This window comes from Rhizobium sp. SG2393 (assembly GCF_042610495.1).
GTDB lineage: Bacteria > Pseudomonadota > Alphaproteobacteria > Rhizobiales > Rhizobiaceae > RU20A.
In genome coordinates, this window is the sequence record NZ_JBHGAP010000008.1 from 165,771 (window position 1) to 186,307 (window position 20,537).

Genomic DNA, 20,537 nt, shown 5'->3' on the forward strand with positions numbered 1-20,537 from the left:
CTCAAGATGACATCGAATGAAGGCGCACGCCTGGCCAACCTGTGGGACGACGCCAAGGCGGCAGGCATGAGCGAGGCCGAACGGCTGCTTTACCGCTCCAACCTGCTCGGCTCCGACAAGCGCATCACCAATTACGGCGGCGGCAACACCTCCGCCAAGGTGATCGAGCGCGATCCGCTGACAGGCAAGGACGTCGAGGTTCTCTGGGTCAAGGGCTCGGGCGGCGACGTCGGCACGATCAAGATGGACGGTTTCGCGACGCTCTACATGGAGAAGCTGGAAGCCCTGAAAGGGATCTATCGCGGCGTCGCCTTCGAAGACGAGATGGTCGGCTACCTCCCGCACTGCACCTTCAACCTCAACCCGCGCGCTGCTTCCATCGATACGCCGCTGCACGCCTTCGTGCCGAAGACGCATGTGGACCACATGCATCCGGACGCGATCATCGCGATTGCCGCATCCGCCAACAGCCGCGAACTCACCGACCAGATCTTCGGCGGCGAGATCGGCTGGCTGCCCTGGAAGCGCCCCGGCTTCGAACTCGGCCTGTGGCTTTCGGATTTCTGCGCCAAGAACCCTGACGCCCGCGGTCTCATTCTCGAGAGCCACGGCCTCTTCACCTGGGGTGATACGGCCAAGGAAGCCTATGAGACGACGGTCGAGATCATCAACAAGGCAATTGCCTGGTTCGAGGAAAACAACACCAAGCCGGCTTTCGGCGGCGCCGTCCGCCCGGTTCTCGACGCGGCCGAGCGCAAGGCGGTTGCCCGCAAGCTGATGCCGGTCATCCGTGGCCTCATCAGCGGCTCCGAAGCCAAGGTCGGCCATTTCGACGACAGCCAGGCCGTGCTCGATTTCGTGTCCGGCAAGGACATGGAAGCGCTTGCCGCGCTCGGCACCAGCTGCCCGGACCACTTCCTGCGCACCAAGATCCGTCCGCTCGTGATCGCCTTCGATCCGGCAAAGCCCGATGTGGAAACGACGCTGGCCGGTTTGCCGGCGGCGCTTGAAGCCTACCGCGCCGACTATGCCGCGTACTACGAGCGCTGCAAGCATGCCGACAGCCCGGCCATGCGCGATCCGAATGCGGTCGTCTATCTGGTTCCCGGCGTGGGCATGATCACCTTTGCCAAGGACAAGGCGACGGCCCGCATCTCCGGCGAATTCTACGTCAATGCCATCAACGTCATGCGTGGCGCTTCCGGCGTTTCGACCTATGTCGGCCTGCCGGAACAGGAAGCCTTCGACATTGAATACTGGCTGCTGGAGGAAGCAAAGCTCCAGCGCATGCCGAAGCCGAAGTCCCTGGCCGGCAAGGTGGCGCTCGTCACCGGCGGCGCTGGCGGCATCGGCAAGGCAACCGCCATCCGCCTGATGCAGGAGGGCGCCTGCGTCGTCATCGCCGATATCGACGAGGCGGCGATGGCGGAAGCCAACAAGGAACTCGGCGCGAAGTTCGGCGCCGACCAAGTGCGCAGCGTGCGCATCAACGTCACCAGCGAAGACGATGTCATCAAGGGCTTCGAGGATGCGCTGACCGAATATGGCGGGCTCGACATCCTCGTTTCCAATGCCGGCCTTGCCTCCTCGGCACCGGTCGAGGACACCTCGCTGGCGCTCTGGCACAAGAACATCGACATTCTCGCGACCGGCTACTTCCTTGTGTCGCGTGAAGCCTTCCGCATCTTCCGCAACCAGAAGGCCGGCGGCAACATCGTCTTCGTCGCTTCCAAGAACGGCCTTGCGGCATCTCCGGGTGCCTCGGCCTATTGCACGGGCAAGGCGGCAGAAATCCACCTCGCCCGCTGCCTGGCACTCGAAGGCGCGTCCGCCGGTATCCGCGTCAACACGGTCAATCCGGACGCGGTAATCCGCGGCTCGAAGATCTGGTCCGGCGAATGGCGCGAGCAGCGCGCGGCCGCCTACAAGACCGATGATCTGGAGGCGCACTACCGCGAGCGCTCCATGCTCAAGCTCGGCGTCTATCCGGAAGACATTGCCGAGGCGGTCTACTTCCTCGCCTCGCCGCTGTCTGCCAAGTCCACCGGCAACATCATCAATGTTGATGCGGGCAACGCCCAGTCGTTCACGCGTTGAGGACGGGAGGGATCCATGTCTGACCAGATGATTTCCGCCTCCGTGATCGAGGCCCACAACGACAAGCGCCGCGCTGATCTTCAGTCGGACTACGCAGCGCTTGGCGCAAAACTCGCGCGCGGCGGTGTCGACATCGATGCCCTGAAGGCGAAGGTCGCTGCCTACGGCGTTGCCGTTCCCTCCTGGGGGGTCGGCACCGGCGGCACGCGCTTTGCCCGTTTTCCGGGCGCGGGCGAGCCACGCAACATCTTCGACAAGATCGAGGACTGCGCCGTCATCCAGCAGCTGACGCGGGCGACGCCGGCGGTTTCGCTGCATATTCCGTGGGACAAGGTGGACGATCTCGCGGCGCTGAAGCAGCGCGGCGAGGCGCTTGGCCTCGGCTTCGACGCCATGAACTCCAACACCTTCCAGGACCAGCCGGGACAGGCGCATTCCTACAAGTTCGGCTCGCTCTCCCACAATGACGCGGCGACGCGCCGGCAGGCGATCGAGCACAATCTGGAATGCATCGAGATCGGCCGGGCGCTCGGCTCCAAGGCGCTCACGGTGTGGATCGGCGATGGCTCCAACTTCCCGGGCCAGAGCCACTTCACCCGCTCGTTCGAGAATTATCTCGATGCGATGAAGGCGATCTACAAGGGGCTGCCGGAGGACTGGCGGATCTTCTCCGAACACAAGATGTTCGAACCGGCCTTCTACTCCACCGTCGTGCAGGACTGGGGCACGAACTACCTGATCGCCCAGGAGCTCGGGCCGAAGGCTTACTGCCTCGTGGACCTCGGCCACCATGCACCGAACGTCAACATTGAAATGATCGTTGCCCGTCTCATCCAGTTCAAGAAGCTGGGTGGTTTCCACTTCAACGATTCCAAGTATGGCGACGACGACCTCGACACGGGCAGCGTCGACCCCTACCGCCTCTATCTCGTCTTCAACGAGCTGGTGGATGCCGAAACGCGGGGGGCGGGCGATTTCAGCCCGGCGCACATGATCGACCAGAGCCACAACGTGACCGACCCGATCGAAAGCCTGATGCGCAGTGCGACCGAGATCTGCCGCGCTTACGCCCAGGCGCTGCTGGTCGATCGAAAGGCACTGGATGGCTATCAGGCAGACAACGATGCGCTGATGGCGAGCGAGACGCTGAAGAGCGGGTTCCGCACCGACGTGGAGCCGATCCTCGCCATGGCACGCCTCGAAAACGGCGGCGCCATCGACCCAATCGCCTGCTTCCGCGAAAGTGGCTACCGCGCAGCGGTCGGCGCCAAGCGCCCGGCCGTCAGCGGCGGCGGCGGCGGGATCGTCTGAGCGTAACGGGCGTTTGCATTCGGGGGCTGGCATGCGTGCCGGCCCTTTTTTTGCATTTCAGGTGTTTTGGACCTACGTTATCGTCTGATCCGCAAGCGGCGATCATTGGTGCGCCGCGTCACGTTCTCGGAGGCGACATGCTGGATACGACAATGGTCGTCACCGCGACCTGGGACGAAGAAGCCTCGGTCTGGTTTGCGACCAGCGAGGATATCGACGGATTGGCCGTTGAGGCCGATACCCTCGAAAAACTTGAACGAAAGATCGCCGATGCGGTGTCCGACCTTCTGGAATTGAACGGGAAAGGACCCGATCTGCCGGAGATTCCGGTTCGTGTTCGGACAGAACATGTTCTGAAAATCCCCAACCCCCATTTCTGATCGTCATGGCGGGGTATCTGCGGGATCTCAAGGCATTGCTTACGTCCGCCGGCTGCCATTTCGTGCGGGCTGGCAAAGGCGATCACGAGATCTGGTTCAGTCCTCTTACGAAACGCCATTTCACGGTCGACAGCGGCGTCAAGTCTCGGCACACGGCCAACGAAACACTTAATGCCCAAGGCGTTCTAGGCTCAGCGCCCCTCCCCTTCGCAGCCCCGTGCCCTAGATATTTCCCGTTACCATCATCAGGGGGCTCGTCATGAGCATTGAAAATCTTCTCGTCTTTCTTCTGATCGGGGCGGTTGCCGGCTGGCTGGCGGGGCTGATCGTGTCCGGGTTCGGCTTCGGCCTCTTCGGCAACATCGTCGTCGGCATCATCGGCGCTGTGATTGCAGGCGCACTATTCCCCGCGCTCGGCTTCACGCTGGGTGGCGGCATCCTCGCCTCGATCATCCATGCGACCATCGGCGCGATCATCCTGCTCGTGCTCATCCGCGTCATCAAACGCGCCTGAGGAGAAACACCATGGCCGACACCGTGCCTGATCACCTTGAAGCCGCGCTTTCGGCCTATGTGGAGCGTCATCCCGAGCATGGCGGGCGCGACGGTGCGCTCGCCTTCATCGTTGAAAGCTGGCTTTCGGAAAACGGCTTCCTGCCGGCCCGGCAGGAGGGACTGCGGCCGGAGGAACTGGACGCCACGAACGACGACTGATATCCGGTTCGCACGATACGAGAGCGAACGGACCATCCCTTCATGAGCCTTTCTTCCGTCAAGGCCTTCTTTGCCCAACATGCGCCGGATATCGCCGTCATCGAGCTCGAACAGAGCACAGCGACAGTGGAACTGGCGGCGGCGGGCCACGGGGTTGCACCCGCACAGATCTGCAAGACCCTGGCGCTTCGTCTTCCGGAAGGCGTCATCCTGATCGCCACGCGCGGCGATGCGCGCCTGGACAACAGGAAATTCCGCGAACGCTTCGGTGCGAAGGCGAAAATGCTGGGGCTCGATGAGGTGGAAACAGAGACGGGTCACCCCGTCGGGGGCGTCTGCCTCTTCGGCTTGCCGGGGCCGATGCCGGTCTACTGCGACGTGTCGCTGAAAGCCTTCGACATCGTCGTGCCAGCCGCGGGAGCCATCAACGCTGCCGTGCGCCTTTCACCCGAGCGCATGGCGGCGATCACCGGCGCGGAGTGGGTCGATGTCTGCTCCGCATAAGCGTATGGCTTGCCAGACTTGCCCGCTCAGACCACGGTGAACAGGATTACCAGCGAGCCGATCGACATGGCGGCCATGAACTGCAGCAGTACGAGCATGATGCGGTGTGCCATGCTGTCTCCTCCTTGGATCAGCCCGCAGCGTCCTCCATGCTGCGGACGGGTGTGACGATTGGAAGTGTCGGCTATCCGGCTTGCGCCGCCCCGACCGGCCTTTCATCAGCGCAACGCGCGAATGAGGCCTTTTGATCCTGAAATCGTCTGGGCGATCATATTTGCGCCTCACAAGTTAAGGGGCAATTAAGGCCTTTCTCATGCAATCTCGTGGTGCTTGAAGGATCTGGCAAAAAAATCTTCAGGACGACGGAAGAGAATGGCCAACGGCTGCGTATATCCGGCATGACACCGCGAAAGACCAGCTTTGACGTGCTCGGCCAGCTTGGCGCCCTCCGGCGCTATGCGCTGTCGCTCGTGCGCTCGCCGGACGAGGCGGAAGACCTCGTGCATGACGCGCTGGTTCGTGCCTATGAGAAGCAGAGCACGTTCCATAGCGGCGGCAATCTGCGCAGTTGGCTGATGTCGATCCTGCACAACGCCCATATCGACCGCATCCGACGCGGCCGCTCCCGGCTGGCGCGCGAAACGGCGGCTGCAGAGCTTGCGCCCGAGGCCATGGCCGCGCCGCAGGATCTGTCGGTGCGCCTGAAGCAGCTGGAAGGCGCCTTCTTCGCCCTGCCGGAAGACCAGCGTGCCGCGCTGCATCTCGTGGCGATCGAGGATCTTTCCTACCAGGAGGCGGCCGACGCGCTCGGCATCCCCGTGGGGACGTTGATGTCTCGCGTTTCACGCGCCCGTGCCCGTCTGCGTGCCTTCGAGGACGAGACAAGGCGCGGGGCCTCTGCAACACCTCATCTCAAACTCGTGGGAGGTAGCAGCGATGACAATGGCTGACCCCATTCTCGATGGCGATCTCGATGCCTATGTCGATGACCAGCTGCCCGTCGCGCGCCGCATCGCGGTGGAAGCCTATCTCTCGGAACGGCCGGATATCGCCGCCCGGGTCATGGCGGACCTGCGCGTGCGGGATGAATTGCGGTTGGCACTGGCCTCCGCCCGCAGCGAGCATCGCCCTGAGACGCGTGAAGCGGCCCGCAGGCTGGAGCGCGCTCTTTCGTTCCGTCCACTGATGTCAGGCCTGCGGCGCGCGGCAACCGTCGCGCTCTTCATCGGCGTCGGCTGGGCGGCGCACTCCTCCTTTGGCCCACTCGGCGCGAAAAGCGTGGTGGCCTCGGAACCGGCGCCGGCCTTCGTGGAGGAGGCGGTGCGTGCCCACGCAACGGCGAAGCTGCGCGAAGGCATGGCCTCGCAGGCGGAGACAACAAAGTTCGACGCGACCGAAATTCGCGCCGCCACCGGCATCGTTCTGCCCGAACTGCCGAAAGGCTGGCGGGTGACGGACAGCCAGATCTTCCCCTCCGCCTTCGGGCCGAGCGTGGAGCTGGCGATCACGCCGGAGGATGGCGGGCGCCTGTCGCTCTTTGCGGTGCGGCCCGGCTCCTTCGCGGTGGAGCCTGTCGCGCTTCTTCATGCCGGCCCCGCGGAGGCTGCCTACTGGCAGATCGGCGAGGTCGCCTATGCCCTGGTCTCGGACACGCCGCATCCGGACCGGCTCGACGAAACGGCGCAGCGGATTGCCCGCGCGCTCTACTGAAACCTGATCAACGACGAACGGGAGTTATTCGATCATGAATCCGTCTCCGCTCCACACCGGCTATGGCGCTTCCGCCCAGTCGGCCGCCCTTTTCGACGAGGGCCTGCGCCAGCACATGCTGCGCGTCTACAACTATATGGGCCTCGGCCTCGTGATCACCGGCATCGTGGCCTTCATCGTCGGCTCCACACCGGCGCTCTACGTACCGATTTTCCAGTCGCCGCTGAAATGGGTGGTGATGCTGGCGCCGCTCGCCTTCGTGTTCTTCTTCTCGTTCCGCATCCAGGCGATGTCGGCGGCAACCGCACAGATGACCTTCTGGGCCTTCTGCGCCGTCATGGGCCTGTCACTCGCCTCGGTGTTCCTGGTCTTCACGGGCACGTCGATCGCGCGCACCTTCTTCATCGCCGCGACCATGTTCGGCGCGACCAGCCTCTTCGGCTACGTGACGAAGCGTGACCTGTCGAAGTTCGGCTCGTTCCTGATGATGGGCCTGATCGGCGTCGTCATCGCCTCGATCGTGAACATCTTCCTCGGCTCGTCCGCGCTGCAGTTCGCGATCTCGGTGATAGGCATCGTCGTGTTCGTCGGCCTGACCGCCTGGGACACGCAGAACATCAAGGAACAGTATGCGGAGAATTTCGACCAGGAATCCCGCAGCAAGATGGCCGTGTTCGGTGCGCTGTCGCTCTACCTGAACTTCGTCAACATCTTCCAGCTGCTGTTGAACTTCACGGGCGAGCGGGAATAAGGCGCCCCCCGCGGATGATATCAGGGCCGGCACTTCATTCGAGTGCCGGCCCTTCTTGTTAAGACGCCGCGGTTCTGAATTTTCCCGAGAGGTGCGTGACCTCCGTAAACCACCTTGCATGTTTTTCGATCAAAGGTGGATTTCAACCAAATTTAGAGCCTTGAGTTACTGGACCTGATCGCGTTTATTGTGCCGCGCAGCATTTATCGTTCATGAAGGTATTTCAGAAATGGCAGCATTCGGGACCTCGGGCATCAGAGGCCTTCAGGAAGACTTCACCGACGGGTTGTGTGCGGCCTATGTGACGGCCTTCCTCGAACATATCGCCGGCATCGCCACGGTGCGCCGCGCCTATATCGCTTCCGACTTCCGGTTCTCGTCGCCGCGCATCGCCGGCTCGTGCCTTGCGGCCGTGCGCAAGGCAGGCTGGGAGCCCGTCTGGGCCGGCCAGGTGCCGACGCCGGCTGTCGCGGCTTATGCGATGGCAGAGGGTGCCGCCGCGATCATGATCACCGGCAGCCACATTCCGGAAGAGTATAACGGCATCAAGTTCTATCGCCCGGATGGCGAATTTCTGAAGGAAGACGAGGCCCCCGTGCGTTCGCGCGCCGAAGCGCTGATAGCGGAAGGCTATGATGCCGGCAGAGAGGAAACCGGCGCAGCCTTCGCGCCAGTGGCACGCGACTATGTTGCCCGCTGGAGCGCTGCCTTTGGCGCCGACGCGCTTGCAGGCCTGAAGATCGGCATCGACCAGCATTCGGCCGTTGGCCGGGATCTGCTGGTGGAGATCTTCGAAAGTCTTGGCGCAAGCGTCCATCCTTTCCGCCGCGTCGAGGGCTTCATTGCCGTCGATACCGAGGCACTGGACCCGGCCGACGTCGAACGCTCGCGTGGGGTGATCGCGGAGCATGGCCTTGATGCCGTCATCTCGACGGATGGCGACGGCGACCGGCCGCTCGTGATTGACGACACCGGCCGGCAGGTGAACGGCGACGTGCTGGGCGCGCTGACGGCCCATTTCCTCAAGGCCCGCACCGTCGTCACTCCCCTTTCGTCTACCAGCGCGATCGAGGAAAGCGGCTGGTTCGAGACGATCGAACGCACCCGCATCGGGTCGCCCTTCGTGGTCGCCGGCATGAATGCGGCGACGGCGCATCCCGTCGTCGGGTTCGAGGCCAATGGCGGCTTCCTGCTCGGTGACGACGTGACGCTTGCCGGTGGCGTGCTGAAGCGGCTTCCGACGCGCGATTCGGCCCTGCCGGCCATCGCCGCCCTTGCTGCCGCCCGCAAGGCCGGCGTCAAGCTCTCCGCGCTCGGCGCCAGCCTTCCGCCGCGGGTGATGAAGGCCGACCGCGTGAAGAACGTGCCGGCCGACAAGGCCAATCCTTTCCTCAAGCAGATCGAGACCGCGCGCGATTTCCGCGCCGCGTTCGACGCGCGGATCGCCGATCCGGTCTCCATCTCCACCATGGATGGCGTGCGGATGGCCTTTGCCAATGGCGACACGGTGCATTTCCGCCAGTCGGGCAATGCGCCGGAGATGCGCATCTATGTAGAGACCGCCTCGAGCGCGGCCACCGACACCCTTCTTTCCGAGCTGATCGCGACCCTCAGGGCGAAGATCTGACGTCCTTTACGGAGCTTTCCGATGACCCTCGACCTCATCACACCCATCGTTCTGGCCGGCGGCAAGGGCACGCGCCTGTGGCCCATGTCACGTTCGCAGCGCCCGAAGCAATTCCTGGCTCTGACCAGCGATCTCAGCCTCTTCCAGATGACCCTGACGCGGCTTTCCGACCCGACGCGCTACCGCGCGCCGATCATCGTCACCAATTCCGACTACCGCTTCCTGGTGGCCGAGCAGGCGCTGGAATGCGGCGTTGAACTCGGCGGCGTCATCCTCGAGCCGATGGCCCGCAACACGGCCCCGGCGATTGCCGCTGCCACGCTGGTGGCCGCCAAGGGTGGCCCGACGCTGATCCACGTGCTGGCCTCCGACCACGACATTCTCGTCGATGATGCCTATCGCACCTCGATCGACACGGCCGCAGCGGCGGCGCGAGACGGGCGCCTTGCCACCTTCGGCATCCAGCCGACGGGTCCGGCCACCGGCTTCGGCTACATCGAAGCCGGCGAGAAGGAAGCGAGCGGCGCGTTTGCTGTGAAGCGCTTCGTCGAAAAGCCGAACGAAGAGCGCGCCAAGGAAATGCTGGCGACGGGGAACTTCACCTGGAATTCCGGCATGTTCCTGTTCCGCTCGGATGTGTTCCTTTCCGAATGCGAAGCATACGCACCTGACGTGATGAAGGCCGCAAAGGCTTCCGTAGACACGGCCCAAAGCGATCTCGATTTCATCCGCCTGGACGCGCCGTCCTTTGCCGCCGCGCCCGACATTTCCGTCGACTACGCAATCTTCGAGCCGACCAAGCTTGCCTCGGTCGTCCCCTCCCCGATCCGCTGGTCCGACCTCGGCTCCTGGGATGCGGTCTGGCGCGAAAGCCCGCAGGACGGCCAGGGCAATCTGGCACGCGGGCCCGTCAGCCTGTTCAACACGCGCAACTCGATGGTCATCTCGGAAAATCTGCATGTCGCCGTCAACGGGCTGGACGACATCGCGGTCGTCGCCTCCGAAGACGCGATCTATGTCGGCAAGCTCAGCGATGCGCAGGATGTCGGCAAGGTCGTCAAGACGCTCATGAAAGACAAGGGCACCTTCCGCCTCACGGAAGAGCACCGCACCAGCTACCGCCCCTGGGGCGGGTATACGAGCCTGCTGTCCGGCGACCGCTTCCAGGTCAAGCGCCTCTTCGTGAAGCCCGGCAAACAGCTTTCTCTGCAGAAGCACCACCATCGCTCAGAGCACTGGGTCGTGGTGCGCGGTACTGCGGAAATCGTCATCGGCGACGAGGTGAAGACGCTCAAGGAAAACGAAAGCGCCTATATTCCGCAGGGATCCGTCCACCGCCTCACCAACCCCGGCAAGATCCTGCTGGAACTCGTGGAAGTCCAGACAGGGTCGTATCTGGAAGAGGATGATATCGTCCGCTACGAGGACAGCTTCGGGCGGGTTTGATCCCGCTCGCGCCTTCCGCCCGGGAAGACATTGCAAGCGTGCCTCGTTCTTCGGGGCACGCTTTTTGTTGCTGTCCAGTGGCATCACGCAAGACAACAACAGGCGCGCCTGCTTGAGCAAGCACACTAAGAACCATTGGCATACATGAGAAATGGTGCCCGGAGGCGGATTTGAACCACCGACACGCGGATTTTCAATCCGCTGCTCTACCAACTGAGCTATCCGGGCATGACCGTTTCGGCCTTGCGCGTCCCGTGTCTCCGAGAGGCTTTGTGAAGCCATTCCGGCGGGAGCGAGGCGGGTTATAGCAGCTTGATCGGCGGTGTCCAGCGGGAAATGACAGATTTCCGACAGAAATGTTTCTGCGAGGTAAGGCCTTGATCGGACGGGGGAATTGAGGCGGTCGCGGGGCGGCGTGCGGGCTGCGGCGGCCTGTTTTTGCGGGTCTTACGGGGCATCTGGCCTGCAGTGGCACATCAGCCTCGGCGGGGGGCAAGGGCTGAGCCCCTGGCCTGTCCGCCTAGAGCATAATCCGACCGGATTGAAACGAGGATCGACAAGATTATGCTTTAAAAAACGAGGGCTTAGGGCGCCGATCTGATCCTGTCAGATCGAACGGCGCTCTAGCCTTCGCGTTCTGCGTACAGTCGACCGTCCATGCGCCGCAGCAACCGCGCTCACGGGCGCGATGCAGATGTCAGTCGCCGTCGGAGCGGTCTTCGCTGTCGTCTTCCGAGACGGGGATGGCGTAGCTGCCGGAGAGCCAGCGGTTGAGGTCGATGTTGCGGCAGCGGTCGGAGCAGAAGGGGTAGTGTTCGCGCTGAGAGGCGCGGCCGCATTCGGGACAGGGGCGCGGTGGGCGCAACGGCTCGATCTTGGCGCCGGGCGGGATTGCGGCCATGGTGGTTAGGCCTCCAGCCAGCGGCCGGCCACGTCGAAGCCCTCGCCGGACAGAAGGGTCACGGTTTCCTGAAGCGGCAGGCCGACGACATTGGTGTAGGAGCCGACGAGCTTCACGACGAAGCTGCCGGCAATGCCCTGGATGCCGTAGCCGCCCGCCTTGCCGCGCCACTGGCCGGAGGCGAGGTAGCTTTCCACCTCCAGCGTCGACAGGCGCTTGAAGCGGACCTTGGTATCGATGATCCTCTGCCGGAGCTTGCGGTCCGGCGTGATGAGGCAGACGCCCGTATAGACGCGGTGGCTGCGGCCCGACAGCAGCGTCAGCGCAGCATTGGCCTCGCTGACCAGTTCGGGCTTCGGCAGGATGCGGCGGCCGACGCAGACGACGGTGTCGGCCGCAAGGATGTAGCTGCCGGCCCATTCCTGGTCGCCTCGGATGGCGGCTTCGGCGGCGCGGGCCTTTTCGGCCGAGAGCCGGCGGGCGAGCGAGCGGGGATGTTCGGCCCGCTTCGGCGTCTCGTCGAGATCCATCGGCATCAGCCGGTCCGGCGTAATCCCGACCTGGGCCAGCAACTCGACGCGGCGCGGCGAACCGGAAGCAAGAATGAGCGTCTGGGGCTTGGCCATGATGCGGTCGTCCGTTGTGGTGCGGGCCTGATGCGGGCCCTGACGATCTGACGGCACGCGGCGGCTGCCTTGACTGTCGTGGCCCGCGCCTCGCAGCGCCTGGCCGGCGGGCAGCGTGCTCGACGACTTACTTGAAACGGTAGGTGATGCGGCCCTTGGTCAGGTCGTAGGGCGTCATTTCCACGAGAACCTTGTCGCCGGCGAGAACGCGGATGCGGTTCTTGCGCATGCGGCCGGCGGTGTGCGCGATGATCTCATGTTCGTTCTCAAGCTTCACGCGGAAGGTTGCGTTGGGCAGGAGTTCGGTCACGACGCCCGGGAATTCGAGGACTTCTTCTTTCGCCATATCAGGATTTGTCTTTCAGCTGTCGGTGGGTGCCCGATTGCGGGGGCCCTTAAAAAGTTGCCGGAAACTACACAATCACACGGCCTTTGTGAACCGGGCGGTGCAGGGTTTCGGCGGTTTTGTCAAGGCTTATGCGCCAGATAACGGTGTTTCGGCGGCACTCTCTAGATGGTGTCGCCTCGCGCCGGCGCCAAGGCCCGCTCGGGCCCAGCGGTCAACGATCCTCACAGTCTGCCCAAGAATTGCCTTGACTCAGGCGCAGGAGAGGAGAAGACAGGAATGTAACTATATAACATACTGGACCCGACATGCCCTCATCGTCTCCCGCGCCGCGCGCAGAGCGCGTCAGCCTGCTGCAGCATTCCGCCCTCTTCCGCCTTGGTCTCGCCGCTATCGTGCTCATGGGCCTGTGGCTTGCGATTGTCTGGGCGATTGCGCTGCCATGACCATGCCGGTCGTTTCGCTGACCAATGTCACCCTCGCCTACAACCGGCACCCGGCGGTCCACCATGTCTCGGGCACGCTCGCCCGCGGCAGCCTGACGGCAATCGCCGGGCCGAACGGCGCGGGGAAGTCCACCCTGTTGCGCGCCATCATGGGCGAGTTGAAGCCGGCCGAAGGCGAAATCCGCCGCGCCATGCCGAGCCGCGACTATGGCTATCTCCCGCAGGCGGCCGACATCAACCGGCGCTTTCCCGTCTCCGTCATCGATACGGTGGTGACGGGCGCCTGGAAGCGGGCCGGCGCCTTTGGCGGCATCGGCCGGGCCGAGCGGGTGAAGGCGGCCGAGGCGCTTGCCGCGGTCGGGCTGGAGGGGTTCGAGCGGCGGCCAATCGGCTCGCTCTCGGCCGGGCAGTTCCAGCGCACGCTGTTTGCGCGGCTTCTTCTGCAGGATGCCGCCGTCATCATTCTCGACGAACCCTTCACTGCCATCGACAGCCGCACGACCGAGGATCTGATCGGCATCGTGCAGCGCTGGCATGGCGAGGGACGCACGGTGGTGGCGGTGCTGCACGATCATGACCAGGTCCGTGCCCATTTTCCCCAGACGCTGCTGATCGCCCGCGAACTCATCGGCTGGGGGCGGACGGACGAGGTGATGACGCCGGACAATCTGAGACGGGCCCGGGCGCTTGCGGAGCGCTGGGACGAGAATGCGCCCGTCTGCGCGGTGGCATCATGACCCTTTACGATCTTCTCGTCGCCCCCTTCTCGGATTACGGCTTCATGCGGCGGGCGCTCGTCGCGTGCCTGTGCCTGGCGCTCGGTGCCGCGCCGATCGGCACGTTTCTGTCCATGCGGCGCATGAGCCTGATGGGCGATGCACTCAGCCACGCGGTGCTGCCGGGTGCGGCGATCGGCTATCTCGTCGCGGGGTCGCTGTCGCTGACGGCCATGGGCATTGGCGGCCTGATCGCCGGGCTTTCGGTGGCGTTGCTCGCCGGCGCCGTCAGCCGCATGACGGTGCTGCAGGAGGATGCGAGCTTTGCCAGCTTCTACCTGATCTCGCTTGCGGTCGGGGTGCTGATCGTATCGCTGCGCGGCTCCAATATCGATCTGCTGCACGTGCTGTTCGGCACCATCCTCGCCATCGACACGGATGCGCTGGTGCTGATCGGCACGATCACCTCGCTGACGCTGATGACCCTGGCGCTCCTCTATCGCCCGCTGGTCATCGACTGCTTCGACCCCGGCTTCCTGCGGGCCGTGGGCGGGCGCGGCGGGCTGATCCATGCGCTCTTCATGCTGATGGTGGTGCTGAACCTCGTCGCCAGCTTCCAGGCGCTCGGCACGCTGATGGCGGTCGGGCTGATGATGCTGCCGGCGGCCATCGCGCAGCTGTGGGCCCGCACGCTTCCGGCCATGCTCGCCATCTCGGCCGTGACGGCGCTGGTTTCCGGCTATGTCGGGCTGATCGCTTCCTATCACCTCGAATTGGCTTCCGGCCCGACGATCATCGTCTCGGCGGCCATCCTGTATGCGGCCTCGCTGCTTGTCGCACCGTCAGGCCTCATGAGCCGGTTCATCCGGCGTCCCCACCTCGCAAACTGACACAGGAGTGTCTTTCATGTCCAAGCGCCTTCTTTCCCTCAGCCTTGCGCTTCCCCTTGCCGCGCTCGCCGGCACCGCTTCCGCCAAAGATATCCAGGCGGTCGCCTCCTTCACCGTGCTCGCCGATATCGTGCATCAGGTCGGCGGCGACCATGTGAAGGTCACGAGCCTCGTCGCGCCGAATGGCGATCCCCATGAATTCGAGCCCTCGCCGGCCGACGCCAAGCATTTGAAGGCCGCCGATGTGGTCTTCGTCAGCGGCGAAGGGCTGGAAGGCTGGATGGACCGCCTGATCTCGGCCTCCGGCTACAAGGGCACGCCGGTGGTGGTGTCCGAGGGCATCGCGCTGCACACGATGCAGGAAGACGGCAAGACCGTCACGGACCCGCATGTCTGGAACGACCCGCTCAACGTCAAGGTCTGGGTGAAGAACGTGGAGGCGGCGCTGAAGGCGGCCGATCCGGAAGACGCCAGCGCGTTCGAGGCGAATGCGACGGCCTATCTCAAGAAGCTCGATGCGCTGAACGCCTTCGCGCATGAAAAGATCGATCCGATTCCGGAAGATCGCCGCAAGGTGCTGACCAGCCACGACGCCTTCGGCTATTTCGGTGCCGAATACAAGGTGTCGTTCCTTTCGCCGCTCGGCGTCTCCACGGAAACGGAAGCCTCGGCCGCCGACGTCGCCAAGCTGATCGAGCAGATCAAGACCGAGGGCGTGAAGACCTACTTCTTCGAAAACTCCAACGATCCGCGCCTCGTCAAGCAGATCGCCAAGGCCACGGGCGCGAAGTCCGGCGGGGAACTCTATGTCGAATCGCTCTCCGACAAGAACGGGCCGACGCCGACCTACGAGAAGATGTTCCGCTACAATGTGGAGCAGCTCTCCGCCGCGATGCAGAAGAACAGCTGATCGAAGAGCGGCATTCCGGCCGGCGCGACCCGGCGCCGGTCGGAATGCCTGTAGAATAATGCGCCCTACCCCGCCTGCGACCCGTCGAGCGTGGCCTTCGGCGTCAGCCGTCCGACAATCAGCCGGTCGAGATGTTCGCGGACATCGCGGTAGTGGCCAAGGATCTGCTCGCGCGTGCCGCCGGTCGCCACGGTCGGGTCGGGCGTCGGCCAGTAGATGACCTCGACGGCGTCGGTCCGGGTCAGTTCCAGCGCGGCATGATGGGCCTCGGGGGCGAGCGTCACGATCAGGTCGAAATAGTCGTCCTCGAGATCTTCGAGCGTATGGGGCTGGTGGCGGCCGACCGTCAGGCCCACCTCGTCCAGCACGACATCGACAAAGGGATCGCGATCGCCGCGCCGCACGCCGGCGGAGGCGACATAGGTGCCGGCGGGAAGCCTGGCCTTCGCCAGCGCCTCGGCCATGGGCGAGCGGATCGCGTTCATGCCGCACATGAACAGGATGGATCGCGGTCCCGCGCCGGGCCTGGCGCCGACGGGCTCGTCCATCGGCTCAACCCTTCCAGTAGAGCACGCAGACGAGCGTGAAGAGCCGCCGCGCCGTGTCGAAATCCATCTTGATCTTGCCGGAGAGGCGATCCATCAGCGTCTGCGAACCCTCGTTGTGAATGCCGCGGCGGCCCATGTCGATGGCTTCGATCTGGCTGGGCGTGGAAGAACGGATCGCCTCGTAATAGCTTTCGCAGATGAGGAAATAATCCTTCACGATGCGGCGGAAAGGGGTGAGCGACAGGATATGGGTCGCGACATCCGCGCCGCTTTCCGTGCCGATGGCGAAGACGAGCTTCTGGTCGATGAGAGAGAGCTTCAGCCGGTAGGGCCCGCCGGCATGGCCGATGGGCTCGAAGCTGTTGTCCTCCAGAAGATCGAAGATGGCGACAGCGCGCTCATGCTCGACATCCGGTGTGGAGCGGCCGATCGTCTCGTCGAGGACGACATCGCAGAGGCGGAAAGCGCTCGATGCCGTCATCCCGCATCCCCGAGATTGAGGCGGATCGCCACCGAGCGGGCATGGGCATCGAGCCCCTCGCAGCGCGCCAGTGCGATAGCCGCCGGGCCGAGCGCCCGCAACTGCTCTGCGCCGAGGCGCAGGATCGAGGTGCGCTTCATGTAATCGAGCACGCCGAGGCCGGAGGAAAAGCGTGCGGAGCGCGCCGTCGGCAGCACGTGGTTGGAGCCGCCGACATAATCGCCGATCACCTCCGGCGTATGGCGGCCGACGAAGATGGCGCCGGCATTGCGGATGCCGGCAATCAGTGGCTCGGGGTCCTCGACGGCGATTTCCAGATGTTCGGCCGCGATGCGGTTGGCCAGCGGCAGGGCGTCGGCAAGGGTGGGGACGAGGATCAGCGCGCCGAAATCCTCCCAGCTGGCGCGGGCCGTCTCGGCACGGCCGAGCAGGGTCAGCTGCCGCTCGACGGCCGCGTTGATGGCCTCCGCGAAGGCCGCATCATCCGTGATGAGGATCGACTGCGCGCCGCGATCATGCTCGGCCTGGGCCAGCAGATCGGCCGCGATCCAGTCGGGATCATTATCGCCATCGGCGATGACGAGAACTTCGGAGGGGCCGGCGATCATGTCGATGCCGACAGTGCCGAAGACCTGGCGCTTGGCGGCCGCCACATAGGCGTTGCCCGGCCCCATGATCTTGGCGACAGGGGCGATGGTCTCCGTTCCATAGGCGAGCGCCGCCACGGCCTGGGCGCCGCCGATGCGATAGATTTCCTCGACGCCGGCGATGCGCGCGGCAACCAGCACGGCGGGATTGATGGCCCCGCCCATGGCCGGCACGACCATGACGATGCGCGGTACGCCGGCCACGCGGGCTGGCAGCGCGTTCATCAGCACCGAGCTCGGATAGCTCGCCGTGCCGCCGGGCACATAGAGTCCGACCGCATCGATCGCCGTCCAGCGCGAGCCGAGCCCGACGCCGAGCGCGTCCTCATAGAGATCGTCCTTCGGCAACTGGCGGGCGTGATGGCTCTCGATGCGCTTTGCCGCAAGCTCCAGCGCAGAGACGACCTCCGGTGAGACCTGCGCAAAGGCGGCATCGATGTCGGCGGCGCTGACGCGCATCGGCGTCACCGCGAAATCGACCCCGTCGAAACGCTTCGAGTAATCCGCAAGCGCTGCATCACCCCGGGCGCGCACATCGTCGATGATGGCGCGCACCGTCTGGTTCACGTCGTCGGATACTTCACGCTTGGTCGTGAGAAATGCGGCGAAGGCCTGTTCGAAGCCAGCCTGTCGCGTGTCGAGCCTGATTGCCAAGATGCGGTTCCCCAAATGCCAGTCTGCTGCCGGAGCACATCCGGTGAAACCCGGATCATCGGAGATGCCCCATCACTCACTATCGTCTCGCAGTCCCCAAGCAAAACCGCTGATGCCGTCTTGCCGAACGTGCTCATGCCTCGGGCCCAGAGCCCGGCAGGCATTTCCGGCGGCCTGCTCGCCGTTGCCGCGTCCTGTCGATGGTTGCCGATTGCGGCCCCTTACGCCTGATGGCGCGGCAGGGAAGAGGTTTCCCACGCTCCGCCCGTATCCGCAAGCTGAACCTCGATACATTCGACATCGAGAACCATGGTGGCGCCGCCGGCAAAGGCAAGCTGCACCGTTCCCTCCGGCCCCTCACCGTTCGGCGAGAAGGTGACGGCCAGCAGCGAGAGCACGTCGTCCGGCTTCTGGCGGTCGATGCCCGTGGAGCGGGCGGCCAGCACGCGCTTGAAGACAAGCGCGGAGCGGCGGCGTTCATAGCCGCGGCGACGGCCTTCCGCCTTTTCCCAGACGAAACGGTTGACGATGACGGACAGTTGCTGGCGGCGCGGCTCGAAGACCAGGCCCTCGACCTTCAGCACGGCGTCCTGCACATGGGCCGACACGATCGCCAGATCTTCCGCATCCAGTGCCATCAGCTTCAGCGCATCCATATCGGCTCCGTCCTTCCCATGAAAAAGCGGGCCCGAAAGGGCGGGCCCGCTGTTCACATAGGGTGGAGACGATCGAAGCGCAATTGCCGCAGCCGCGGCCTGCGGCTCATTCGCTGACGCGTTCGACGATCGCGCCGCAGCGGGTGAGCTTTTCTTCCAGGCGCTCGAAGCCGCGGTCGAGGTGATAGACGCGCGACACCATGGTCTCGCCCTCGGCCGCAAGCCCGGCGATGACGAGGGAGACGGAGGCGCGCAGGTCTGTCGCCATGACGGGCGCGCCCTTCAGCTTCGGCACGCCCTCGATCTTGGCCGTCTGGCCCGACAGCGAGATGCGGGCGCCGAGGCGGGCAAGTTCCTGCACATGCATGAAGCGGTTTTCGAAGATCGTCTCGGTAATGTGCGAGACGCCCGAAGACTTGGTCATCAGGCCCATGAACTGCGCCTGCAGGTCGGTCGGGAAGCCCGGGAAGGGATCGGTCACCACATCCACCGGCTTGATGCCGCCGCCATTGCGCACCACGCGCAGGCCGCTTTCTGTCTTCGTGATCTCGGCGCCGGCGCGGCGGATCGCTTCCAGCGCGGTCTCCAGAAGTGCGCCATCGGTGCCTTCGAGCGTGACGTCGCCGCCGGTCATGGCAACGGCCATGGCATAGGTCCCGGTCTCGATTCGATCCGGCAGGACGCGGTGGCGGGCACCCGACAGGGTGGAGACGCCCTCGATGGTGATGGTGGATGTGCCGGCGCCGCTGATCTTCGCGCCCATCGCGTTGAGGCAGGTGGCGAGATCGACGACTTCAGGCTCGCGGGCGGCATTGCCGATCACCGTCGTGCCGCGGGCGCGCGTTGCCGCCATCATCAGGACATGGGTGGCACCGACCGAAACCTTCGGGAAAACATAGCGCGCGCCGATCAGCCCGCCCTTCGGGGCGGTGGCATTGATATAGCCGCTGTCAATCTCGATCTCGGCACCGAGCGCCTTCAGCCCCTCGATGAAGAGATCGACCGGACGCGTGCCGATGGCGCAGCCGCCCGGCAGCGACACGCGCGCCTGGCCCTCGCGCGCCAGCAGCGGCCCGATGACCCAGAAGCTCGCCCGCATCTTCGAGACCAGCTCGTAAGGCGCCGTCGTATCGACGATGTTGCGGCAGGTGAAATGGATGGTGCGGGCATAGCTTTCGCCCTGGCGCTCGCGGCGGCCATTGACCGAGATATCGACGCCGTGATTGCCAAGGATGCGGATCAACTGCTCCACATCGGCCAGGTGCGGCACGTTCTCGAGCGTCAGCGTATCATCCGTCAGGAGCGAGGCGATCATCAGCGGCAGCGCAGCATTCTTCGCGCCGGAGATCGGGATGACCCCGTTCAGCTCATTCCCACCCTTGATCCTGATCCGATCCATCGAATACCCGCCGGGCAAGGCCCGCCTTTCCATCTGACAATTCTGTGACGCCTCTTTAGAAGAAGCGGAGAGAGTTTGAAAGCGCCTTGGCGTAGCGCCGAAAGCCCATTGCATCACGCGCTGTGGCACCACATGCCCGAGGCTTTTGCGTTGCCGGCCTGCCGACTCCACAGAAACCACGTTTCACCGGGGAAGGCCTTCGTCGCGATCGACATCACCAGAAGGCGACGATTCGTCCGTTTTTGCGGCGGGCAACCCATCCACCTCATCGGCAGCGCCCTGCCTGCGGGCGCGCGCCTGCTGCTTGCGCTGCGCCAGATTGCGCCGCAGCGTCTCGGCCAGCCGGAGGCGCTTGCGCTCCGCCTCGCTGATCGCCTGCCGCTTGTCCGGTGATGAATCGTCGTTGCCTGCCATTCCCGCCTGATACTGCACTTTGCGCCCGCACAAAATGCCCAAGCCCAGCCGTCGCGGCGAAAACTTTCAAATCCGGCTTGCACTCCCCCCCGACCTATGGCAATAGGCCCCACGTCGCGAGGCCAAACGCCCCGCCACCCCGGATGCTGCGGTAGCTCAGTGGTAGAGCACTCCCTTGGTAAGGGAGAGGTCGAGAGTTCAATCCTCTTTCGCAGCACCAGTTTATATTTTCATGTATTTCAAAATTTTTTGGTCGCAACGCGGCCTGGGATTTGCTGTTATATTCACCAGAAGCGCAATCGATCTTTAAATAACTCACTAATATTCGGATGATGCGTGTAACCGGATATTGAACGGGCTTCT

At 64.2% G+C, this 20,537-nt stretch carries 24 protein-coding genes and 2 tRNA genes; 16 read left to right on the top strand and 10 right to left on the bottom strand.

What is annotated here, in order from left to right:
• The first annotated feature begins 6 nt into the window (after positions 1-6).
• From ACED18_RS16335 to ACED18_RS16385, 11 genes are all read left to right on the top strand, one after another.
• The gene (locus tag ACED18_RS16335; RefSeq protein WP_377294143.1) at positions 7-2,097 is read left to right on the top strand and encodes a bifunctional rhamnulose-1-phosphate aldolase/short-chain dehydrogenase; all 2,091 of its coding nucleotides are present in this window, start codon (positions 7-9) and stop codon (positions 2,095-2,097) included.
• Positions 2,098-2,112: 15 nt separating this feature from the next.
• On the top strand, positions 2,113-3,408 hold the full coding sequence (gene rhaI / locus ACED18_RS16340; protein ID WP_377294145.1) for an L-rhamnose catabolism isomerase: 1,296 nt from the start codon (positions 2,113-2,115) through the stop codon (positions 3,406-3,408).
• A gap of 137 nt (positions 3,409-3,545) precedes the next feature.
• Complete coding sequence (locus ACED18_RS16345; RefSeq protein WP_377294147.1) at positions 3,546-3,788, top strand: DUF1902 domain-containing protein; 243 nt, start codon at positions 3,546-3,548, stop codon at positions 3,786-3,788.
• A gap of 259 nt (positions 3,789-4,047) precedes the next feature.
• Positions 4,048-4,302, top strand: a complete 255-nt coding sequence (locus ACED18_RS16350; RefSeq protein ID WP_377294149.1) for a GlsB/YeaQ/YmgE family stress response membrane protein — start codon at positions 4,048-4,050, stop codon at positions 4,300-4,302.
• A gap of 11 nt (positions 4,303-4,313) precedes the next feature.
• Positions 4,314-4,502 carry a hypothetical protein gene (locus ACED18_RS16355; protein ID WP_377294151.1) on the top strand — a complete coding sequence of 63 codons (189 nt, stop codon included), beginning with the start codon at positions 4,314-4,316 and terminating at the stop codon, positions 4,500-4,502.
• Positions 4,503-4,544: 42 nt separating this feature from the next.
• A complete protein-coding gene (locus tag ACED18_RS16360) occupies positions 4,545-5,006 on the top strand; it encodes a YbaK/EbsC family protein (RefSeq protein WP_377294153.1) in 462 nt (153 codons plus the stop codon).
• Between the two features lie 398 nt (positions 5,007-5,404).
• On the top strand, positions 5,405-5,956 hold the full coding sequence (locus tag ACED18_RS16365; RefSeq protein ID WP_377294155.1) for a sigma-70 family RNA polymerase sigma factor: 552 nt from the start codon (positions 5,405-5,407) through the stop codon (positions 5,954-5,956).
• Positions 5,943-6,716 (top strand): anti-sigma factor family protein, encoded by a 774-nt coding sequence (locus ACED18_RS16370; RefSeq protein ID WP_377294157.1) that lies wholly within the window; start codon positions 5,943-5,945, stop codon positions 6,714-6,716. Before ACED18_RS16365 ends, ACED18_RS16370 begins: the two co-directional genes overlap by 14 nt.
• A 34-nt stretch (positions 6,717-6,750) precedes the next feature.
• Positions 6,751-7,467, top strand: coding sequence for a Bax inhibitor-1/YccA family protein (locus tag ACED18_RS16375; RefSeq protein WP_377294160.1), 717 nt, complete (start codon positions 6,751-6,753; stop codon positions 7,465-7,467).
• Positions 7,468-7,696: 229 nt separating this feature from the next.
• Positions 7,697-9,094 (top strand): phosphomannomutase, encoded by a 1,398-nt coding sequence (locus tag ACED18_RS16380; RefSeq protein ID WP_377294162.1) that lies wholly within the window; start codon positions 7,697-7,699, stop codon positions 9,092-9,094.
• 21 nt (positions 9,095-9,115) lie between these two features.
• Positions 9,116-10,540, top strand: coding sequence for a mannose-1-phosphate guanylyltransferase/mannose-6-phosphate isomerase (locus ACED18_RS16385; RefSeq protein ID WP_377294164.1), 1,425 nt, complete (start codon positions 9,116-9,118; stop codon positions 10,538-10,540).
• A gap of 152 nt (positions 10,541-10,692) precedes the next feature.
• Here ACED18_RS16385 and ACED18_RS16390 read toward each other — a convergent pair.
• The 4 genes from ACED18_RS16390 to infA form a co-directional block, all read right to left on the bottom strand.
• Positions 10,693-10,768 (bottom strand) — tRNA-Phe (locus ACED18_RS16390).
• Between the two features lie 469 nt (positions 10,769-11,237).
• Positions 11,238-11,441 carry a DNA gyrase inhibitor YacG gene (gene yacG / locus ACED18_RS16395; RefSeq protein WP_377294166.1) on the bottom strand — a complete coding sequence of 68 codons (204 nt, stop codon included), beginning with the start codon at positions 11,439-11,441 and terminating at the stop codon, positions 11,238-11,240.
• A gap of 5 nt (positions 11,442-11,446) precedes the next feature.
• Positions 11,447-12,067, bottom strand: coding sequence for a Maf-like protein (locus ACED18_RS16400; RefSeq protein WP_377294168.1), 621 nt, complete (start codon positions 12,065-12,067; stop codon positions 11,447-11,449).
• A 127-nt stretch (positions 12,068-12,194) separates the two neighbouring features.
• Positions 12,195-12,413 (bottom strand): translation initiation factor IF-1, encoded by a 219-nt coding sequence (gene infA / locus ACED18_RS16405; RefSeq protein ID WP_004435948.1) that lies wholly within the window; start codon positions 12,411-12,413, stop codon positions 12,195-12,197.
• A gap of 308 nt (positions 12,414-12,721) precedes the next feature.
• On the opposite strand from infA, the gene ACED18_RS16410 reads away from it, so the two are divergent.
• The 4 genes from ACED18_RS16410 to ACED18_RS16425 are packed head-to-tail and all read left to right on the top strand — an operon-like array spanning position 12,722 to position 15,375.
• Positions 12,722-12,859 (top strand): hypothetical protein, encoded by a 138-nt coding sequence (locus tag ACED18_RS16410; RefSeq protein ID WP_377294170.1) that lies wholly within the window; start codon positions 12,722-12,724, stop codon positions 12,857-12,859.
• Positions 12,856-13,596, top strand: a complete 741-nt coding sequence (locus tag ACED18_RS16415) for a metal ABC transporter ATP-binding protein (RefSeq protein ID WP_377294172.1) — start codon at positions 12,856-12,858, stop codon at positions 13,594-13,596. Before ACED18_RS16410 ends, ACED18_RS16415 begins: the two co-directional genes overlap by 4 nt.
• Positions 13,593-14,465, top strand: a complete 873-nt coding sequence (locus ACED18_RS16420; protein ID WP_377294175.1) for a metal ABC transporter permease — start codon at positions 13,593-13,595, stop codon at positions 14,463-14,465. Before ACED18_RS16415 ends, ACED18_RS16420 begins: the two co-directional genes overlap by 4 nt.
• Before the next feature lie 16 nt (positions 14,466-14,481).
• Positions 14,482-15,375, top strand: coding sequence for a metal ABC transporter substrate-binding protein (locus ACED18_RS16425; RefSeq protein WP_377294177.1), 894 nt, complete (start codon positions 14,482-14,484; stop codon positions 15,373-15,375).
• Positions 15,376-15,440: 65 nt separating this feature from the next.
• Here ACED18_RS16425 and ACED18_RS16430 read toward each other — a convergent pair whose 3' ends face one another.
• The 6 genes from ACED18_RS16430 to ACED18_RS16455 form a co-directional block, all read right to left on the bottom strand.
• Positions 15,441-15,923, bottom strand: coding sequence for a low molecular weight phosphatase family protein (locus tag ACED18_RS16430; protein ID WP_377294179.1), 483 nt, complete (start codon positions 15,921-15,923; stop codon positions 15,441-15,443).
• 4 nt (positions 15,924-15,927) lie between these two features.
• Positions 15,928-16,404 (bottom strand): UPF0262 family protein, encoded by a 477-nt coding sequence (locus ACED18_RS16435; RefSeq protein WP_377294181.1) that lies wholly within the window; start codon positions 16,402-16,404, stop codon positions 15,928-15,930.
• Positions 16,401-17,705, bottom strand: a complete 1,305-nt coding sequence (gene hisD, locus ACED18_RS16440; RefSeq protein WP_377294183.1) for a histidinol dehydrogenase — start codon at positions 17,703-17,705, stop codon at positions 16,401-16,403. The genes ACED18_RS16435 and hisD overlap by 4 nt, the downstream gene beginning before the upstream one ends.
• Before the next feature lie 221 nt (positions 17,706-17,926).
• Positions 17,927-18,361, bottom strand: a complete 435-nt coding sequence (locus tag ACED18_RS16445; protein ID WP_377294185.1) for a DUF2948 family protein — start codon at positions 18,359-18,361, stop codon at positions 17,927-17,929.
• A 106-nt stretch (positions 18,362-18,467) separates the two neighbouring features.
• Positions 18,468-19,760 (bottom strand): UDP-N-acetylglucosamine 1-carboxyvinyltransferase, encoded by a 1,293-nt coding sequence (gene murA, locus ACED18_RS16450; RefSeq protein ID WP_377294187.1) that lies wholly within the window; start codon positions 19,758-19,760, stop codon positions 18,468-18,470.
• A 183-nt stretch (positions 19,761-19,943) separates the two neighbouring features.
• The gene (locus ACED18_RS16455) at positions 19,944-20,174 is read right to left on the bottom strand and encodes a hypothetical protein (RefSeq protein ID WP_377294189.1); all 231 of its coding nucleotides are present in this window, start codon (positions 20,172-20,174) and stop codon (positions 19,944-19,946) included.
• Between the two features lie 145 nt (positions 20,175-20,319).
• On the opposite strand from ACED18_RS16455, the gene ACED18_RS16460 reads away from it, so the two are divergent.
• Positions 20,320-20,394: transfer RNA gene (locus ACED18_RS16460), tRNA-Thr, on the top strand.
• Positions 20,395-20,537 lie beyond the last annotated feature (143 nt).

Coding starts and splice junctions, on each gene's coding strand:
- ACED18_RS16335 (WP_377294143.1), top strand. CDS start 7: ATGACATCGAATGAAGGCGCACGCCTGGCCAACCTGTGGGACGACGCC.
- rhaI (WP_377294145.1), top strand. CDS start 2,113: ATGTCTGACCAGATGATTTCCGCCTCCGTGATCGAGGCCCACAACGAC.
- ACED18_RS16345 (WP_377294147.1), top strand. CDS start 3,546: ATGCTGGATACGACAATGGTCGTCACCGCGACCTGGGACGAAGAAGCC.
- ACED18_RS16350 (WP_377294149.1), top strand. CDS start 4,048: ATGAGCATTGAAAATCTTCTCGTCTTTCTTCTGATCGGGGCGGTTGCC.
- ACED18_RS16355 (WP_377294151.1), top strand. CDS start 4,314: ATGGCCGACACCGTGCCTGATCACCTTGAAGCCGCGCTTTCGGCCTAT.
- ACED18_RS16360 (WP_377294153.1), top strand. CDS start 4,545: ATGAGCCTTTCTTCCGTCAAGGCCTTCTTTGCCCAACATGCGCCGGAT.
- ACED18_RS16365 (WP_377294155.1), top strand. CDS start 5,405: ATGACACCGCGAAAGACCAGCTTTGACGTGCTCGGCCAGCTTGGCGCC.
- ACED18_RS16370 (WP_377294157.1), top strand. CDS start 5,943: ATGACAATGGCTGACCCCATTCTCGATGGCGATCTCGATGCCTATGTC.
- ACED18_RS16375 (WP_377294160.1), top strand. CDS start 6,751: ATGAATCCGTCTCCGCTCCACACCGGCTATGGCGCTTCCGCCCAGTCG.
- ACED18_RS16380 (WP_377294162.1), top strand. CDS start 7,697: ATGGCAGCATTCGGGACCTCGGGCATCAGAGGCCTTCAGGAAGACTTC.
- ACED18_RS16385 (WP_377294164.1), top strand. CDS start 9,116: ATGACCCTCGACCTCATCACACCCATCGTTCTGGCCGGCGGCAAGGGC.
- yacG (WP_377294166.1), bottom strand. CDS start 11,441: ATGGCCGCAATCCCGCCCGGCGCCAAGATCGAGCCGTTGCGCCCACCG.
- ACED18_RS16400 (WP_377294168.1), bottom strand. CDS start 12,067: ATGGCCAAGCCCCAGACGCTCATTCTTGCTTCCGGTTCGCCGCGCCGC.
- infA (WP_004435948.1), bottom strand. CDS start 12,413: ATGGCGAAAGAAGAAGTCCTCGAATTCCCGGGCGTCGTGACCGAACTC.
- ACED18_RS16410 (WP_377294170.1), top strand. CDS start 12,722: ATGCCCTCATCGTCTCCCGCGCCGCGCGCAGAGCGCGTCAGCCTGCTG.
- ACED18_RS16415 (WP_377294172.1), top strand. CDS start 12,856: ATGACCATGCCGGTCGTTTCGCTGACCAATGTCACCCTCGCCTACAAC.
- ACED18_RS16420 (WP_377294175.1), top strand. CDS start 13,593: ATGACCCTTTACGATCTTCTCGTCGCCCCCTTCTCGGATTACGGCTTC.
- ACED18_RS16425 (WP_377294177.1), top strand. CDS start 14,482: ATGTCCAAGCGCCTTCTTTCCCTCAGCCTTGCGCTTCCCCTTGCCGCG.
- ACED18_RS16430 (WP_377294179.1), bottom strand. CDS start 15,923: ATGGACGAGCCCGTCGGCGCCAGGCCCGGCGCGGGACCGCGATCCATC.
- ACED18_RS16435 (WP_377294181.1), bottom strand. CDS start 16,404: ATGACGGCATCGAGCGCTTTCCGCCTCTGCGATGTCGTCCTCGACGAG.
- ACED18_RS16445 (WP_377294185.1), bottom strand. CDS start 18,361: ATGGATGCGCTGAAGCTGATGGCACTGGATGCGGAAGATCTGGCGATC.
- murA (WP_377294187.1), bottom strand. CDS start 19,760: ATGGATCGGATCAGGATCAAGGGTGGGAATGAGCTGAACGGGGTCATC.
- ACED18_RS16455 (WP_377294189.1), bottom strand. CDS start 20,174: ATGGCAGGCAACGACGATTCATCACCGGACAAGCGGCAGGCGATCAGC.